This window comes from Solimonas sp. SE-A11 (assembly GCF_030345715.1).
In the GTDB taxonomy this organism is placed as follows: Bacteria; Pseudomonadota; Gammaproteobacteria; order Nevskiales; family Nevskiaceae; genus Solimonas_A.
In genome coordinates this window covers 11,875-27,594 of record NZ_JAUASX010000025.1, presented here as the reverse complement: position 1 = coordinate 27,594, position 15,720 = coordinate 11,875, and the positions used below count along the sequence as shown (strand labels likewise).

The window sequence follows — 15,720 nt, the reverse complement described above, 5'->3', positions numbered from 1 at the left end:
ACCTAGAACGAGGGCAGCGTATCCCGGCGCGGTGAGTGCAGCGCCTGCGAGATGAACTGCGTGACATCCTGCAGCACGGCGTCCTCCGGCAGGCGGCCCTGCCACAGGCAGTAGCGCAGCCCCAGGAAGTGGGTGATGCCGATGATCGCCCAGGCCCGCACCTCCGCGTCCCCGGCGCCGATATAGCCCCGCTGCTGCGCTTCCATCAGGCCGGCGCGGCAGCTCTGCTCAAGCAGGTGGTAGTACTCGCGGTAGCTCGGCTCGTCGACGAACTGCGACTCCTGCACGATGCGGAACAGCCCCTGATGCTTCTGTGCAAAGGCCAGGAAGGCGCTGATGCCGCCCTGCGTGGCTTCCTCCAGGGTCGCGGAGCTGCTGATGGCGCCGGACATGCGGCGGCGCAATTCCTGCCCGATCTCGCTGACCAGCATGGCGAAGATCTCTTCCTTGCTGCGGAAGTAGAGATAGAAGGTGCCTTGGCCGACGCCCGCGCGATGCGTGATCGAACTGACCGAGGCAGCATAGAAGCCCTTCTCGCCGAAGTCCTTTTCCGCCGCTTCCATCAGCTTGCGCCGGGTTGCCTCGCCACGCGCCGTCACCGGCACGATCGGCGCGGAAGCAGCCCGCACCGGTGCTATCGAAAGATCCGTCATTTGCCCCCCCGTACCACTTTTGTCCTTGCCTGCTGCGGCCATGCCGCGATTCGTCCCCAAAGGTTTTGCAGGCCCGCCCCCCAAGGCGGGACCCCGCTTTGATACTAGCAGCGGGTATTCCAGCATTCTGGGCCAAAAGTCTCGATTTTTCCGCCCACTTTCGAGAGCACAGCAAGGAGCGCCTGTGTCTTTACCGGCCAGGAGCCGGCGCAGGGCTCAGCCGAAGGCCTGCAGGCGTGCCGCCGAGGGGTGGCGGTCCTTGAGCAGCTTGAGGCAGTCCTCGAAGGCGCGCGAGATGCGCGTCTGGTAGCGGATGCGCTCGATCTGGCGCCAGGTGGCGCGCTCGCCCTCGCGGATGTAGGACTGCAGGTCGTCCTGGCTGAGGTTGGCGAAGAGCTTGAGCAGGTGCCGCGGCGTGTGCTGCGGCAGGATGTTGATGTCGCCGCTGTAGCGCTGGCGCATCATCGAGTCGACCTTGTTGATCACACGCCCGCTGCCGTAGGGGTCCAGGTGCTTGCGCGCCAGCTGCAGCGCGCCGCGGCTGCCCTGGGCGATCAGCTCCTTGGCCAGCGGCGCGATGCCGCGCTTGGGCTCCAGGATCTTCTCCGACATGAAAGGCACGATGTGCGGATTGGTCTGGCTGACGATGTAGTGGTTGACGTTGTGCAGGCGCGCCACGCGCAGCATCGGCAGGTCGTTGGACAGCGTGCCGTCGATCCAGCGCTTGGCCGGCATGTAGGGCACGATCTGGTCGTCGTAATTGCGCGCCTCCAGCATCACCGGCGGGAACACCCCCGGTACCGCGCAGGACGCCATCACCGCCTTGCGCATCAGCACATGCGGTGCCGACAGGTAGTTGAGCAGGCGGCCCTGGTGGTGCGGGTCGGCCGGCGAGATGGTGATGCCGACGATGCGGCGCGAGCGCTCGAAGGCCTCCAAGAAGCTGAGGTCGCCGATGTTCACGCCGACGCAGCGTTCCAGCTGCGCAGGGTCCATCAGCGCCTTGCCGCTCAGGGCATTGCGCAGGCCGAAGCGCTGGAAGGCGGCGATGTCGAGACCGTCGGGTTCGAAGATGCGACCGAGCTCGGCGTCGGAGCGCGACCCCACCACGCTGGCGATGATCGAGCCGGCCGAGGAGCCGGAGATCACGCGCGGCAGCAGGCCCTGCTCGTGCAGCGCCTTGATCACGCCCAGGTGGAACATGCCCAGGGTGGCGCCGCCGGACAGCATCAGCGCGGACCGGCCGAAGACCGTGCCGGTGCGCTTGAAGAAGACGATCTTGTCGTCGTGACTGAAGTTGGCGAAATCGCCGGCGCAGAGGTAGTCCAGGCAGCGGGCGACCTCGTCCAGGTATTCCTCGACCAGTCGTTTGGTTCCGCCGCGGGCCACCTGGTACAGCACCGGGTTGGAGATATTGCCCAGGTTGCCGTGCAGGCCCTCGTAGAGGTTGAAGGCCAGCTGCCGGGCGTCGCCCTGGCGGCGCAGCTCGCGCATGCCGGCCAGGCGTTCCTTGATCAACAGGTGATCGAAATCCGCGCAGGTATCGTCCAGGCGCCAGGCCTCGCCGCCTTCCAGGCGGTCCAGCTCCTCGGCGATCTGTTTCCAGGCGGCATAGTCGGGGGCCTGGTCCAGGTCCCGGCGCAGGCGCTGGATCAGCTGTTCGGAGTGTCGGGGCGGGTTTCGCATGGGGGCACAGTCTAAGGGCTAAGCCGGGCGCTGGCAGTAAACAAAAGCTGGGGATGGTGGGTGATGGCTGCCTGGTCGGCCTCCCGGAGCCATACAAACCGCATGCCCGCGGTGACAGAATATCCGCCTCCGCCGGCCTTGCCGGTCTCTTGATCGTCACCCCTCTCATGTCCGCAAGGCCCGCCGCGCCCACGCCGACCCCCTCCGCCCCCCCGGCCGAAGGCCTCTGGCCACGTTTGCGCGGCTGGCTCCCGGCCATCGGCGCCCTGCTGCTGACGGTCCTGGTGCTGGCCGCCATCCGCCTGCTGCTGCGGGAGGTGAGCTACGCCGAGCTGGCGGCGGTGGTGCGCAACACGCCGGCCAGCCACATCGGCCTGGCCCTGCTGGCCACGGCGGCCAGCTACGTCGCCCTGATGGGCTACGACTGGTCCGGCCTGCGCTATGTCGGCGCCCGGGTGCCGCCGCGGGTGCTGGCCCTGGCCTCCTTCAGCGGCTATGCCCTGGGCAACACCGTGGGCCTGGGCGTGCTGACTGGCGGCGCCGTGCGCATGCGTCTATATGCCGCCGCCGGCATCGACACCGGGCGCATCGGCCAGCTGATCGCCTTCATCGCCCTGGCCTTCGGCGGCGGCATCGTCGCCGTGGGCGCCGCGGCCCTGCTCTGGGGTGCCGGCGAGATCGAGTCCATCGCCCGCATTCCCGCCGCCGGCCTGGAGCTGATCGCGGCGGCCATCCTGATCTGCACCGCGGCCTTCATCGCGCTCTGCGCCTGGCGCCGCGAGCTGAGCCTGTTCGATCGCTGGACCCTGCGTCTGCCCGGACCGGGCCTGGCATCGGCGCAACTGCTGTTCTCGGCGCTGGACATCCTGGCCGCGGCGGCGGCGCTGTGGTTCCTGATGCCGCAGAGCGACGTTGGCTTCCCGGCGCTGACCGCGTTCTACGCCATCGCCATCACCCTGGGCGTGATCAGCCACGTGCCCGGCGGACTGGGCGTGTTCGAGGCGGTGATCCTGCTGGCCTATCGTGGCCATGCGCCGCTGGAGCAGGTGGCCGGCGCGCTGGTGCTGTACCGCGCCATCTACTTCCTGCTGCCGCTGTTCGTCGCCGTGGGCCTGCTGGCATGGAACGAACTGCGCGTCGGTGTGGCGCAGCGCGTGGGCCGCGCCGCTACGCAACTGACCCCGCTGTTCCTGTCGACGCTGACCTTCGTCGTCGGCGTCATGTTGCTGGTGTCCGGCGTGACGCCGGCCACCGACGAAGCCACCGAGCTGCTGGCGCTGAAGGTGCCGTTGGAGGTGGTGGAGGCGGCGCACTTCCTCGGTAGCATCGCCGGCCTGGTGCTGCTGTTCGTGGCGCGCGGCCTGCTGCATCGCCTTGACGCCGCCTGGTGGACCGCGGTGCTGATCACCGTGCTCAACTTCTGGCTGGCCCTGCCCAAGGGCGTGGCCCTGAGCGAGATGGTGGTACTGGGTTTCCTGCTCCTGGTACTGCTGGCCAGCCGCCGCGAGTTCGACCGCCGCGCCTCGCTGTTCGCGGGCGTGCTGAGCTGGCCCTGGCTGATGACGGTGGGCATCGTCGTGGCCGCCGTGTGGTGGTTGCTGTTCTTCGTCTACCAGGACGTGCCCTACACCAGCCAGCTGTGGTGGCAGTTCCAGATCGACGGCCACGCGCCGCGGGGCCTGCGCGCGCTGCTGGCGGTGGTGCTGGCGGCTCTGGGTTTCGCGCTGTGGCAGTTGTTCCGCCCTGCCTCCGGCCGCGTCGCCGCGCCCAGCAGCGCGGAGCTGGAGCGCGCCGCCGCCGTGCTGCAGGCGCAGCCGGTAGTGTCCGCCGGCCTGGCGCTGACCGGCGACAAGAGCTTCCTGTTCTCCGAGTCCGGCAAGAGCTTCATCATGTACGGCAAGCGCAACCGCAGCTGGGTCTCGCTGTACGACCCGGTCGGTTCGCGCGAGGAATGGGCCGAGCTGGTCTGGCGTTTCATCGAGCTGGCCGACGAGCACGGCGGGCGCGCGGTGTTCTACCAGGTGCCGCCGGAGCAGCTGTCGCTGTACCTCGACGCCGGCCTGCGCGCCTACAAGCTCGGCGAATACGCCAGCGTCGATCTCAAGACCTTCTCCACCAAGGGCTCCAAGCTGGCGCACCTGCGCCACGCGGTCAGCAAGGGCGAGCGTGATGGCCTGTCCTTCCAGGTGGTGCCCGCCGCCGAGGTGCCGGCGCTGCTGCCGCAGCTGCGCGCCATCTCCGACGCCTGGCTGGACCATCACGACACCCGCGAGAAGTCCTTCTCGCTCGGCGCCTTCCTGCCCGACTACCTGCAGCGCTCGCCGGTGGCACTGGCGCTGAAGGACGGAAAGCCGGTGGCCTTCGCCAACCTGCTGATGACGGGCCAGCGCGAGGAGATCGCGGTGGACCTGATGCGCTACGGCGCCGATGCGCCGCGGGGCGCCATGGACTACCTGTTCGTGCGCATGCTGCTGCACTACCAGGCCGAGGGCTACGGCCGCTTCGGCCTGGGCATGGCGCCGCTGTCGGGCTTCGCCAGGCATCCGCTGGCGCCGCGCTGGCACCGTTTCGGCAGCCTGCTGTTCGGCCATGGCGAGCCCTTCTACAACTTCCAGGGCCTGCGCGCCTTCAAGGAAAAATTCGCTCCTGAGTGGGAGCCGCGCTATCTCTGCGCGCCGGGTGGCCTGCAGCCGCTGCTGGCGCTGATGGACATCGCGGCCCTGGCCAGCGGCGGACTGCGTGGAGTGATCGCCAAGTGAAAAATATGCTCGCAACGCTGCTGCTGGCCGCCGCCCTGCTGCCCGCCGCCCAGGCCGGCGAGACGCTGTCGCACGGCCGTTTCGACGACTTCACGCTGGAGCGCCCGCAGAGCGCGCCGCGCAGCTTCGCCTTCCTGTTCACCGACGATGGCAGCGACCCGCGCGGCCTGGCGCGCGCGCTGACGCAGGAGGGCGCGCTGGTCGCGGTGATCGATACCGGCGCCTTCTTCCGCAAGATGGAGGCGGACGGCGGCGACTGCCAGTTCGCCAACGGCGACCTGGAGAATCTCAGCCGTCACATGCAGGGCTATGCCCAGGTCAACGGCTACTACCCGCCGATCCTGGTCGGTCAGGGCATCGGCGCCGGCTTCACCTACGGACTGCTGGGCCAGTCCGACGGCAGCACGTTCACCGCCGCGCTGGCGCTGGATTTCTGCCCGGAGCTGGCCATGAAGCAGCCGCTGTGCAAGGGCGATGGCGGCCTGCAGGCGCGCCGCAAGCAGGACCGCTGGGAGTACCGCCCCGCCGCCCTGCGCGATCCCTTCGCCGTGCTGCAGCCACCGGCACCGGCCTGCGAGGCGGCGCGGGTGGAACGCTTCCTGGGCAAGGTGCCACAGGCGGCCATGCGCACGCTCAAGGAGCCTGCCGGCCCCAGCGCCGTGCGCGCCGCCTACCGCAGCCTGGCATCACGCCTGCCGCCACCACCCGCGGCGCGCTCGGCCGACGTCGCCGACCTGCCGCTGCTGGAGATGCCGGCGAAGCAGTCCGGCAAGGCCTTCGCCATCTTCCTGTCCGGCGATGGCGGCTGGGCCGGGCTGGACCAGGAAGTGTCAGCGGCCCTGGTAGCCAAGGGCGTCTCCGTGGTCGGCTTCGACTCGCTGCGCTACTTCTGGAAGGTGCGCACGCCCGAGGGCCTGGCGGCGGACCTGGCCCGCGTCATCCGCCACTACCAGGTCGCCTGGCAGCGGCAGGATGTCTGGCTGATCGGCTTCTCGCAGGGCGGCGATGTGCTGCCCTTTGCGCTCAATCGCCTGCCGCCGGCCCTGCGCGCGCAGGTCAAGCTGGCCGCGCCGATGGCGCAGACCGAGCAGGCGCATTTCGAGTTCCACCTCAGCAACTGGATCGGCGCCAGCGGCACGCATCCGATCCTGCCGGAGATGGACCGCCTCGCCGGGGACGCGAGCCTGACCGCGATCTGTGCCAAGGAAGAGGACGAGAGCGTCTGCCGCCAGCTCGATCCCAAGCGCCACCGCATCGTCTGGCTGCCAGGCGGGCATCACTTCAACGGTGACTACGAAAAGCTCGCGCAGGTCATCCTGCAATCGGCGAAGCGCTGATCGTTTCCCATGGACGCCGCCCTCTCTCCCTGGCTGTGGATCGTCGTCTTCCTGCTGGTCGGCGTCGGCCTGGCCGGCACGATCCTGCCGATCCTGCCCGGCGTGCCGATGATCTTCATCGGCCTGTGGCTGGCCGCCTGGATCGACGGCTACCAACGCGTCGGCGGCTTCACCATGGGCCTGCTCGGCGTGCTGACGCTGCTGTCGGTGATCGTGGATTTCGCCGCCAGCGCCATGGGCGCCAAGCGTGTCGGCGCCAGTTCGCGCGCGATCTGGGGCGCGCTGATCGGCAGCATCGTCGGCATCTTCTTCGGCATTCCCGGCCTGCTGCTCGGGCCCTTCGCCGGCGCGGTGATCGGCGAGCTGTCGGTGCGGGGCGACAGCGGCCAGGCGGCGAAGGTCGGCATCGCCACCTGGCTGGGCCTGCTGTTCGGCACGCTGGCGAAGGTCGCGCTGTCCTTCGCCATGATCGGCATCTTCGTGCTGTCCTACTTCGTCCTCTGAGCAAAGCGCGCGTCGGCACGCTGCCGGCGCAGCTTGCCCTGGTAGGCGGCGATCTGCTCCGCGGACATCCGGCCGGACTCGCGCACGTTCCGGGCGATGTCGAGATGGTATAGCAGGGCCCTGGCATGCTCCGCCACGGCCAGGTCCGGATCGTCCTGCGCGCTGACGAGCAGCAGATTTGCCGCATCGTCCCGCGACAGCAGGGCGATCAGGCCCAGGGCTTCCATGCGCAGACCGGGGTGCTCCTGCTCCCGGGCGTCGATCTGCAGTTGCTCATGCTGAGCGGCGGCCATGACCAGGGCTTCGTCCTGGGCCTGCAGGTAGGCACCGGCGGATGTCGCCCGGTCGATCCCGCGCAGCAGCGGCACGAGGATGGAGTTCACCGGCGGCCCCGAGCCGCTTTCGCGCAGACCCGGGCCTCCACGATCCGCCCGATCAGCTCGTAGGGGATCGGCTGGTCCAGCGGGAAGCGCAGGTTGCCCTTCTCGCCGGCATAGGGCGCGGCCGCACGCAGCAGCACGGCATCCCCTTCGACCGGCGGATAGAAGCCGATATGCTTCCTGAATCCGCCGAAGTAGGCGATCACGCCATCCTGGAAGAAGGCCGGCATCTGATAGCTGATCCTCTCCTCGGCTTGCGGCGCTGCCGCGCGGATCGTGGCGCGGACCTGCTGCAGCACTTGCTGCACCTCGGCCGGAAAGCAGGCAATGTATGCGTCGATGTCGCGGACGGTCATGCAACGCCTCCTGTCCGATCCTCCAGTTCGCGGGCAAGACCTAGTTGGGCACCTTCAGCTTCTGCCCCGGCTTGATCACGCTGGTCTTCTTCAGGCCGTTGGCGGCGCGTAGCTCTTCCACGGAGACGTCGTAGCGCGCGGCGATGCCGGACAGGGTCTGGCCGCTGGTGACCTTGTGCGTGCGGACCTGCGGCTTCCTGGTCTTCTTGGTGGGCTTGGCGCTGGCCGCGCGCTTCTCGGCAGTGGCTTCGGCCTGCTTCTGCTCGCGCGTCTGCTGCGGCTTGGACTCGCCCAGCGCCACCGTCACCGGGCCGGGGCGGGATTCGGCATGCGGCGGCATCTTCAGCACCTGGCCCAGGCGCAGCTTGCTGTTCTTGCCCAGGTCATTGGCGCGCATGATGGCGCTCTGGCTGACGCCATATTGCTTGGCCAGCTTGCCCAGGGTCTCGCCGCGCTTCACGCGGTGCAGCAGGAACATCACGCGCTGGCTGTCGAAGCGCTGCCCGGCGTCGAGTTTGGCGTAGGCCACGTCAAAGCTCTTGGCGCTGCCGGCAGGCACGCGGATCAGGTGGCCCGGCGGCACGTAGAGCTTGCCCTCGATGACCTCCGGCCGGTAGGCGGGGTTGAGCTTGCGGAACAACTCGTCGTCGGCCCCGCAGAGGCGGCGCAGCGTCTCGTAGGGCACGTAGTGCTTGGTCTCGACCACGTCGAAGGCCACCGGCGTATTGCGCGTGACCTCGCCGAAATGCTTCTGGTGGTTGCGTTCGACGTCGGCCGCGGCCAGGAACTCGGCGTAGAAATTCTTGGAGGCGAAACCGAAGGTCTTGGCCTTGTAGTCGCGGATCAGGTCCGGCAGCACCGTGCCGCCGGTCTCGCGCAGGCCGCGGGACACACCGCCGCGGCCGTGGTTGTAGGCCGTCACCGCCAGCGGCCAGGCGCCGAGCACGCGGTAGTCGTCGCGCAGGTGGCGCGCCGCGGCGTCGGTGGAGGTCCAGGGATCGCGCCGGTCGTCCACCAGGTTGTCCAGGCGCATGTAGATCTTTGCGGACGAGGGCATGAATTGCCACAGGCCCGCAGCACCCACCTTGGAGTAGGCCTCGACATTGAAGCTGGATTCCACCAGTGGCAGGCGCGTCAGCTTCACCGGCAGGCCGTAGCCGCGGAAGATGCGCTCCATCTCCGGCAGGTACTTGCCCGAGGTGGCCAGGGCCGCCTCGGTGCGCTCGTGCAGGCCGCGCTGGGCGCGCGTAGTGCCCATGGCCTTCTCGAAGCGGTTGTCGTCCTTGATGTCGGCGTAGAGGTCGAAGATGCGACGCTCGTCGGCGTTCATCGACTCTGGGTTGCGGCGCTTTTCGTGCACCGACTTGAGCAGGCGCTCCACCTGCGACTTGACGCGCTCTTCCTCGCTGCTGCGCCAGGTGGCCAGCGCGAAGCGGTTCATGCGCACGGCGTCGCCGCGGAAGTCCAGCACGGCGTAGACCTTGTCGGTGTACTCGGCCGAGTGGACCACGCTCTGCAGCTCGGAATACTCGCCGAAGACCTTCGTCCAGAACTCCACGCGCGGCTGCATCGAGGCATAACGCGTGAAGGGCGAGGCGGGGTCTTCCGCCACGGTGACCAGGGGCTTGGGCGCCGGAGCGGCCGCGACGGGCGGCGGCGGCAGCGGGACCGCGGACGGGTTGGCGGCGGTGGGCGGAACGGAAGGCGCGGTGGCCGGCGCAGTCGTGGCCGCTGTCGGCGGCATCGACAGCGTGGGCGACATCTCCAGCGTCGGCGGCGGTTCCGCGAATGCGGAGCCGCAACAGAGGGCGGAAACGATTAAGATGCTGCGACGCGTTCTGGAATTTCTGGCCGACATTTGCTGCAAAGAATCCGGGCCGCGCGGTGCGCAGCCATCTCTGCGACGATATTAGTGTGCTGGTCCCCCATGCGCCACGTTGCAGCCGGCGCGCGGACCGTGCAGCTTGCCGCATCGTCGCATGCGGGCGCTGACTGATTGGTGTGAATATATATTACAACGACAATATTATTCAACAATTAATAACATTTGGATCGCCACGCATGACCCAGCCCTACGCCGCCCTCGAGCCCTATCGCACCCATCGCCTGCGCGTCTCGCCGCTGCACGATCTCTACGTCGAGGAAAGCGGCAATCCGCAGGGCAAGGCGGTGGTCTTCGTGCATGGTGGCCCCGGCGGCGGCTGCGAGCCCTGGCAGCGGCAGTTCTTCAATCCGCAGAAGTACCGCATCGTGCTGTTCGACCAGCGCGGCTGCGGCCGGTCCACGCCGCATGCGGAGCTGCGCGAGAACACCACCTGGGACCTGGTGGCCGACATGGAGAAGATCCGCGAGCTGCTCGGCATCGAGCGCTGGGTCGTGTTCGGCGGCTCCTGGGGTTCCACGTTGGCGCTGTCCTATGCCGTGACGCATCCGCAGCGCTGCCTGGCGCTGGTGCTGCGTGGCATCTTCCTGCTGCGCCGCGCCGAGGTCGAGTGGTTCTACCAGGAGGGTGCGAGCTGGATTTATCCGGACGCCTGGGAGCACTACACCAGCGTCATTCCCGAGGCCGAGCGCGGTGACTTCGTGAGCGCCTACCACCAGCGCCTGACCAGCGAGGATCCGGCGGTGCGCCGCGCCGCCGCCCGGGCCTGGAGCATCTGGGAGGGCGCCACCAGCAAGCTGTTTCCGTCCACCGACCTGGTGTCGCGCTTCGGCGAGGACCGTTTCGCCGAGGCCTTCGCGCGCATCGAGTGCCACTACTTCGTCAATCGCGGCTTCTTCGACAGCGACAACTGGCTGCTGGAGAACGTGCACCGCCTGAAGGGCATCCCCGGCGTGATCGTGCAGGGCCGCTACGACGTGGTCTGCCCGATGAAGTCCGCCTGGGACCTGCACCGCGCCTGGCCGGAGGCGGAACTCCACGTGGTGGCTGACGCCGGCCACGCCGCCAGCGAGCCCGGGATCCTGGCGCGGCTGGTGGAAGCCACAGACCGCTTCGCCGGCCCATGAGCGCCGCCGGCACCACGATCGCGATCATCGGTGCCGGCTTCTGCGGCACGGCGCTGGCGGTGCAGTTGCTGCGCCGCCCGCCGGTGTTGCCGCTCAAGGTGGTGCTGGTCAACCGCTCGGGCCTGATGGCACGAGGCGTGGCCTACGGCACGCGCATGGAGAACCATGTGCTCAACGTACCGGCGGCGCGCATGGGTGTGCTGCCCGGCGAGGACGAGGGCTTCCTCGATTTCGCCCGGCGCCACGATCCGCGCATCGGCGGCGGCAGCTTCGTCTCGCGCCGCCTCTACGGCGACTACCTGGAAACCCTGCTCACCGAGGCCGCGGTCAACGCGCCAGCCGGCTGCCAGTTCCGCGCCGTGGTCGGCGACGTCGAACGCCTGGTGCCGGACGGCATCGGCGGTGAACTCTGGCTGGCTAACGGCGATCGCCTGCGGGCCGACCAGGTAGTGCTGGCGCTGGGGCATTACGCACCGGCCGACCCGCCCTTGCCTGAGGCCCAGCGCGGCTTCTACTGCAGCCCGCGCTACGTGCGCGACCCCTGGCGGCCGGATGCGCTCTGGGGCGTCAAGTCCGAGCAGCCGGTGCTGCTGATCGGCAGCGGGCTGACCATGCTCGACATCGTGCTGGACCTGCGCGCCCGTGGCCACGTGGCACCGATCCATGCGCTGTCCCGCCGCGGCCTGCTGCCATTGGCGCACCGCGATCTGGAACTGCCGCCGGTCTACGACGCGGAGCTGCCGCGTCGCATGCTGGAGCGCCCGAATGCGCGGCACTACCTGCGCGCCCTGCGCGCGGCGGTGGCGGATGCGGCGCGACAGGGCGGCGACTGGCGCGACGTCATCGGCGCGCTGCGCGGCCCGACGCCCGCGCTCTGGCATGCATTGTCCGGGCACGAGCGTCGGCGCTTCATGCGGCACCTGCGCCCCTATTGGGAGGTGCACCGCCACCGCTGCGCGCCGCAGTTGGGCCAGCGCTTCGAAGCGGAGCGCGCCTCGGGCGGCCTGCACTTGGTCGCGGGGCGCATCTGCGGCTTCGACGAGCGGCCGGACCGCGTGATCGTGGAACTGCGCCGCCGCGGCGCGACCGCCACCGAGCACCTGGACGTGGGCGCGGTGATCAACTGCAGCGGCCCCGAGGCCGACACGCGCCGCTCACGCGAGCCGCTGCTGGCCGCCCTGCGCGGCGATGGCCTGGCCCTGCCCGACGAGCTGGGCCTGGGCTTGCGCATCGATCCCGACAGCTATGCGCTGATTGACGAACAGGGAATTGCGTCGCCGTGGCTGCGCTACGTCGGCCCCTTCCTGCGGGCGCGAGACTGGGAAGCCACCGCGGTACCGGAGCTGCGCCAGCACGTGACCCGGCTGGCTGACAGCCTGCGTGCGACCCTGTCGCGGCCCGCGGGCGAGCGCCTGCGGTACCTGATCTAGCTCTGCGAGCCCGACGCGCGCAGCGTGCGGATGTTCTCCGCATGCGCGAGGCGATTCTCGCGGCGCAGTTGCGCTTCCTCGTAACGTCGCTTCTCGTCTGCCGTCTCCGGTTGCAGCGACGCCACCGGCCGCGGCTTGCCGGCGCTGTCCAGCGCCACGAAGGTGAGATACGCCGAAAGGATATGACGGCGGTTATTGCCGTCGTAGCTCTGCGCGTCCACCTTCACGCCCACTTCCATGGACGTGGTCCAGGCCCGGTTGACCGCGGCGTTGAAGATCAGCACGTCGCCACGCCGCGCCGGCGCCACGAAGTGCACCGCATCGACGCTGGCGGTGACGCAGACGCCGCCAGCATGGCGGTCGGCTACCACGGCGGCAAAGCGATCCATCTGCGCCATGATCAGTCCGCCGAAGACGGTGTCGTTGGCGTTGAGATCGTTGGGGAACACCATGTAGACCTGCTCGCGCACGGCGGAGAAGGACACGGGGCGGGCGGGGAGGACAATGGTCTGGTTCATGTCGATATCCTACCTCTCTCTCGTGGATACAACCTTGAGAATCTCACCATCTTGTCTGCCTCTCCCCGCTCGCGGGGAAAGGGTTGAGGTGAGGGGCGAAGCTTTCATTGAGTAGATGAAGCAGTGGTGCCGGCGACTACGCCGGTCAGGAGCCGTTGATCTCTGTTGTTTTATTTCGCCTAAGGGCGAGTCACTTTTTCTTTCCTTGTCGAAAGAAAAAGCAACCAAAAAGAGAGGACACCCTCCATCCGCGGCCTCGCTGAGGCGAGGCAACCTGCCTGGTGGACGAGTGCGACGGGTCGGGTTCGCTGCCCCGAACCCTCAGCGAGATTTGATACGGAGGTTAACTTTTGCTCGCTCCTCGCGACGCTAAGATCCCCACTGCGTGGGGGCCCTCCACGCTGCGAGGGACGACATCCATGGCCTGAGGCCCCTCGGCCGGACATCCTGTCCGGCTCGACCCTGCACTCGACCCCCAGGCAGACGCTACTGGAAGGGAACCCGGTACATCAACCGCATTCGCTGCGCTCACCAGGACTTTCAAGAACCGTCGAAATCCTCCCACGGAAAGCGCTTTTAATGGGGCAACAAAAAAGCCCCTCCATCTCGCGATGAAGGGGCTCGTATGAATCCGTAGCCTCAAACCCGCTGCCAACCAACCTCCGTCCCCGATTGCGCCTTGCCCAAGGTCCGCGCGATCACGAACAGGTAGTCCGACAGCCGGTTGAGATACTGCATCGCGAACGGGCTCAGCGGTTCGGCGGCATGCAACACCCACAGCGCGCGCTCGGCACGGCGCGCCACCGCTCTAGCCATGTGCGCCTGGGCCGTGGCGGGCGAGCCGCCGGGCAGGATGAATTCCTTCAGCGGCGGCAGTTTCTCGTTCAGCGCGGCCAGTTCCTCGTCCAGCTTCTCCACGTGCGCCTCGGTCACCAGTGCGTGGCCCGGCATGGCCAGTTCGCCGCCGAGGTTGAACAGCTCGTGCTGGATGCGTTGCAGGCTGGCATCCAGGCCCGGGGTCAGGGGCAGGGTGCGCAGCAGGCCGATGTGGCAATTCAGCTCGTCGACGTCGCCCATGGACTGTACCCGCTGGTGCGCTTTGGGCAGGCGGCCGCCAGTGGCCAGGCCCGTGGTGCCGGTGTCGCCGGTGCGGGTGACGATCTTGCTGAGTCGGTGTCCCATGGTGATGCGCTCGCTGGAAGAAGCCGGAAAGGCCCGCCCTCCCGGCAGGGAGGGCGGACGCGCAGCTTACGGTGCGTAGCGCAGCGAGACAAAGAAGGCAGCGCCCTGCTGGTTGTAGCCGCGGGCGGTCTGGTATTCCTTGTCCAGCAGGTTCTCGATGCGCGCTTCCAGGCGCAGCGCCGGATCCAGCTGCAGGCCGCCAGTGAGGTTCACCAGCGCATAGCCGCCGAGCGGAGGCGCAATGCCTTCCTCGCGTTCGCCGCTGCCGAGCACGTCCAGGCCCAGGCTGTGCGGGCCGAAGCGGCGCACCAGGTGGCCGCTCACCGAGCGCTTGGCGCGGCGTGCCAGCAGGTCGCCGGTGGCGCGGTTCTCCGGCTTCTGCAGGATGCCGGAGAGGCCGGCGATCCAGGTGCTGCTGCGGTAGTTCCAGGCCAGCTCGGCGCCGCGGTTGCGGTACTCGTCGATGTTGACGTTCAGGCAGCCGGGGTTGCACACCAGCGCGATGAGATCGTCGACGTCGGACTGGAACACGCGCAGGTCGGCGCTGTGGCCCTTGCCCAGCTGCTGGCGCAGGCCGAGCTCGTAGTTGCGAGCTTCCTCAGGATCCAGGTCCGGGTTGCCGCCGAAGCCGAAGCGATCCGTGAAGTCGGGCGCGCGAAAGCCGGTGGCGGCCGAGGCAATCAGGCGCGTCGAGTCGGTCAGGCGCAGTCCGTACTCCAGGGTGCCGTTGAGCTGCCCGCCGAAGTCCTCGTAGTCGGCATAGCTGGCGCCGGCCACCAGGCTGTGACGGCCCAGGGTGAGCTCGTTCTGCACGAAGCCGGAGTAGAGATCGCGCTGCTCCTCGATGACGGTGCCGAAGGAGCGGGCCGTGACGTCCTCGCGGGCGGCGCTCAGGCCGAAGCTGACGCGGTTGGCCTGGCCGAGCTGCAGCACGTTGCGCCAATCCAGCGTCGGGCGGATCGTGCGCGCATTGTCCAGTTCGCCGAGGAAGTTCGGCTGGTTCTGGGTGATGTCGTCCTCGGTGCGCGACAGCGTCAGGGTGCTGTCCCAGCCCTGGGCGAGCTTGAGCTTCAGGTCCACCGCCATGGTCTGGTTCTGGTAGTCCTGGTCCAGCGGCGTGTTGGCGCCGCAGAAGTCCACGTATTCGACATTGCCCTGGGCATTCCAGAGGCGCGCGCCCAGCTCGGCGCTGCCGATGCGCACGCTGCCGCGGGCGTTGACGCTGAGGCGGTCGTAGCCGCGGTCCAGCGTGCCGCTGGCGCAGGGCGGGAAGCCGTCGGTCTCGAGCTTCTGCAACTGCAGGCTCAGGTTCTTCTCGCGGTCGGCGTAGCCGGCCTGGGCGGAGATCTCGCGCGTCTGGTCGGTGCCGGCGCGCAGCTTCACGTCGGCGTTCGACACCTCGGCGCGGCGGGTGATGATGTTGATGACGCCGCCGATGGCGTCCGAGCCGTACAGCGTGGCGCGCGGGCCCTTCACGATCTCGATGCGTTCGATCATCTCCGGCGCGATGTTCTGCAATGCTGCAGCGCCGATGGTGGACGGATTGACGCGCACGCCATCCACCAGCACCAGCGTATGGTTCGACTCGCCGCCGCGGATGAACACCGAGGCCTGCTGGCCGGGGCCGCCGGTGCGGCCGATGTCGAGGCCGGCCTCGAAGCGCAGGATGTCGAGCACGTCGTCGGCCTGCGAGCGTTCGATGGCGGCGCGGTCGACGACGATGACGTTGGCCAGCGACTCGGAAACGGGGACCGGCGTGCCGGTGGCGGTGACCACGACCGGGTCGAGCATCACGGCATCATTGGCAACAGCAGCGAAAGGCGCCAGGACGGCGCCCAGAAAGAGCTTCTTCACGATTTATATCCCCCGCTGCATCCCCGCAGCGTCAGAACCAAAAACCGGCAAG

13 protein-coding genes are annotated in these 15,720 nt (G+C 68.5%); 5 read left to right on the top strand and 8 right to left on the bottom strand.

Translation table 11 applies throughout. The features are described from left to right. Positions 1-2: 2 nt before the first annotated feature. Both QT386_RS20890 and QT386_RS20885 read right to left on the bottom strand, forming a co-directional pair. The gene (locus QT386_RS20890; protein ID WP_289275686.1) at positions 3-653 is read right to left on the bottom strand and encodes a TetR/AcrR family transcriptional regulator; all 651 of its coding nucleotides are present in this window, start codon (positions 651-653) and stop codon (positions 3-5) included. A 216-nt stretch (positions 654-869) separates the two neighbouring features. Further along, the gene (locus QT386_RS20885; RefSeq protein WP_289275685.1) at positions 870-2,339 is read right to left on the bottom strand and encodes a DUF3336 domain-containing protein; all 1,470 of its coding nucleotides are present in this window, start codon (positions 2,337-2,339) and stop codon (positions 870-872) included. Positions 2,340-2,575: 236 nt separating this feature from the next. Here QT386_RS20885 and mprF point away from each other — a divergent pair, with 236 nt between their 5' ends. The 3 genes from mprF to QT386_RS20870 are packed head-to-tail and all read left to right on the top strand — an operon-like array spanning position 2,576 to position 6,939. Further along, complete coding sequence (gene mprF / locus QT386_RS20880; RefSeq protein WP_289275684.1) at positions 2,576-5,098, top strand: bifunctional lysylphosphatidylglycerol flippase/synthetase MprF; 2,523 nt, start codon at positions 2,576-2,578, stop codon at positions 5,096-5,098. Between the two features lie 5 nt (positions 5,099-5,103). Beyond that, the gene (locus QT386_RS20875; RefSeq protein WP_289275725.1) at positions 5,104-6,435 is read left to right on the top strand and encodes a virulence factor family protein; all 1,332 of its coding nucleotides are present in this window, start codon (positions 5,104-5,106) and stop codon (positions 6,433-6,435) included. Positions 6,436-6,444: 9 nt separating this feature from the next. Then, positions 6,445-6,939, top strand: a complete 495-nt coding sequence (locus QT386_RS20870; RefSeq protein ID WP_289275683.1) for a DUF456 domain-containing protein — start codon at positions 6,445-6,447, stop codon at positions 6,937-6,939. On the opposite strand, the gene QT386_RS20865 is transcribed toward QT386_RS20870, so the two are convergent. Genes QT386_RS20865 through QT386_RS20855 form a run of 3 tightly spaced genes read right to left on the bottom strand, consistent with a single transcriptional unit; the run spans position 6,924 to position 9,437 of the window. After that, positions 6,924-7,322, bottom strand: coding sequence for a hypothetical protein (locus tag QT386_RS20865; protein WP_289275682.1), 399 nt, complete (start codon positions 7,320-7,322; stop codon positions 6,924-6,926). The genes QT386_RS20870 and QT386_RS20865 overlap by 16 nt on opposite strands. Then, on the bottom strand, positions 7,319-7,675 hold the full coding sequence (locus tag QT386_RS20860) for an iron chaperone (protein WP_289275681.1): 357 nt from the start codon (positions 7,673-7,675) through the stop codon (positions 7,319-7,321). The genes QT386_RS20865 and QT386_RS20860 overlap by 4 nt, the downstream gene beginning before the upstream one ends. Positions 7,676-7,715: 40 nt before the next feature. Then, positions 7,716-9,437 carry a lytic transglycosylase domain-containing protein gene (locus QT386_RS20855; RefSeq protein ID WP_289275680.1) on the bottom strand — a complete coding sequence of 574 codons (1,722 nt, stop codon included), beginning with the start codon at positions 9,435-9,437 and terminating at the stop codon, positions 7,716-7,718. Between the two features lie 299 nt (positions 9,438-9,736). Here QT386_RS20855 and pip point away from each other — a divergent pair, with 299 nt between their 5' ends. Beyond that, a complete protein-coding gene (gene pip, locus QT386_RS20850; protein WP_289275679.1) occupies positions 9,737-10,684 on the top strand; it encodes a prolyl aminopeptidase in 948 nt (315 codons plus the stop codon). Further along, positions 10,681-12,114, top strand: a complete 1,434-nt coding sequence (locus QT386_RS20845) for an FAD/NAD(P)-binding protein (protein ID WP_289275678.1) — start codon at positions 10,681-10,683, stop codon at positions 12,112-12,114. The genes pip and QT386_RS20845 overlap by 4 nt, the downstream gene beginning before the upstream one ends. Here the strand turns inward: QT386_RS20845 and QT386_RS20840 are convergent. From QT386_RS20840 to QT386_RS20830, 3 genes are all read right to left on the bottom strand, one after another. After that, positions 12,111-12,632, bottom strand: a complete 522-nt coding sequence (locus QT386_RS20840) for an acyl-CoA thioesterase (RefSeq protein WP_289275677.1) — start codon at positions 12,630-12,632, stop codon at positions 12,111-12,113. The genes QT386_RS20845 and QT386_RS20840 overlap by 4 nt on opposite strands. Before the next feature lie 639 nt (positions 12,633-13,271). Further along, positions 13,272-13,814 (bottom strand): cob(I)yrinic acid a,c-diamide adenosyltransferase, encoded by a 543-nt coding sequence (locus QT386_RS20835; protein WP_289275676.1) that lies wholly within the window; start codon positions 13,812-13,814, stop codon positions 13,272-13,274. Between the two features lie 66 nt (positions 13,815-13,880). Further along, the gene (locus QT386_RS20830; RefSeq protein ID WP_289275675.1) at positions 13,881-15,668 is read right to left on the bottom strand and encodes a TonB-dependent receptor; all 1,788 of its coding nucleotides are present in this window, start codon (positions 15,666-15,668) and stop codon (positions 13,881-13,883) included. Positions 15,669-15,720 lie beyond the last annotated feature (52 nt).

Bases quoted from the DNA above. Each gene is read 5' to 3' on its own strand.
- QT386_RS20890 (WP_289275686.1), bottom strand. From the start codon at position 653: ATGACGGATCTTTCGATAGCACCGGTGCGGGCTGCTTCCGCGCCGATC.
- QT386_RS20885 (WP_289275685.1), bottom strand. From the start codon at position 2,339: ATGCGAAACCCGCCCCGACACTCCGAACAGCTGATCCAGCGCCTGCGC.
- QT386_RS20875 (WP_289275725.1), top strand. From the start codon at position 5,104: ATGCTCGCAACGCTGCTGCTGGCCGCCGCCCTGCTGCCCGCCGCCCAG.
- QT386_RS20870 (WP_289275683.1), top strand. From the start codon at position 6,445: ATGGACGCCGCCCTCTCTCCCTGGCTGTGGATCGTCGTCTTCCTGCTG.
- QT386_RS20860 (WP_289275681.1), bottom strand. From the start codon at position 7,675: ATGACCGTCCGCGACATCGACGCATACATTGCCTGCTTTCCGGCCGAG.
- QT386_RS20855 (WP_289275680.1), bottom strand. From the start codon at position 9,437: ATGTCGCCCACGCTGTCGATGCCGCCGACAGCGGCCACGACTGCGCCG.
- pip (WP_289275679.1), top strand. From the start codon at position 9,737: ATGACCCAGCCCTACGCCGCCCTCGAGCCCTATCGCACCCATCGCCTG.
- QT386_RS20845 (WP_289275678.1), top strand. From the start codon at position 10,681: ATGAGCGCCGCCGGCACCACGATCGCGATCATCGGTGCCGGCTTCTGC.
- QT386_RS20840 (WP_289275677.1), bottom strand. From the start codon at position 12,632: ATGAACCAGACCATTGTCCTCCCCGCCCGCCCCGTGTCCTTCTCCGCC.
- QT386_RS20835 (WP_289275676.1), bottom strand. From the start codon at position 13,814: ATGGGACACCGACTCAGCAAGATCGTCACCCGCACCGGCGACACCGGC.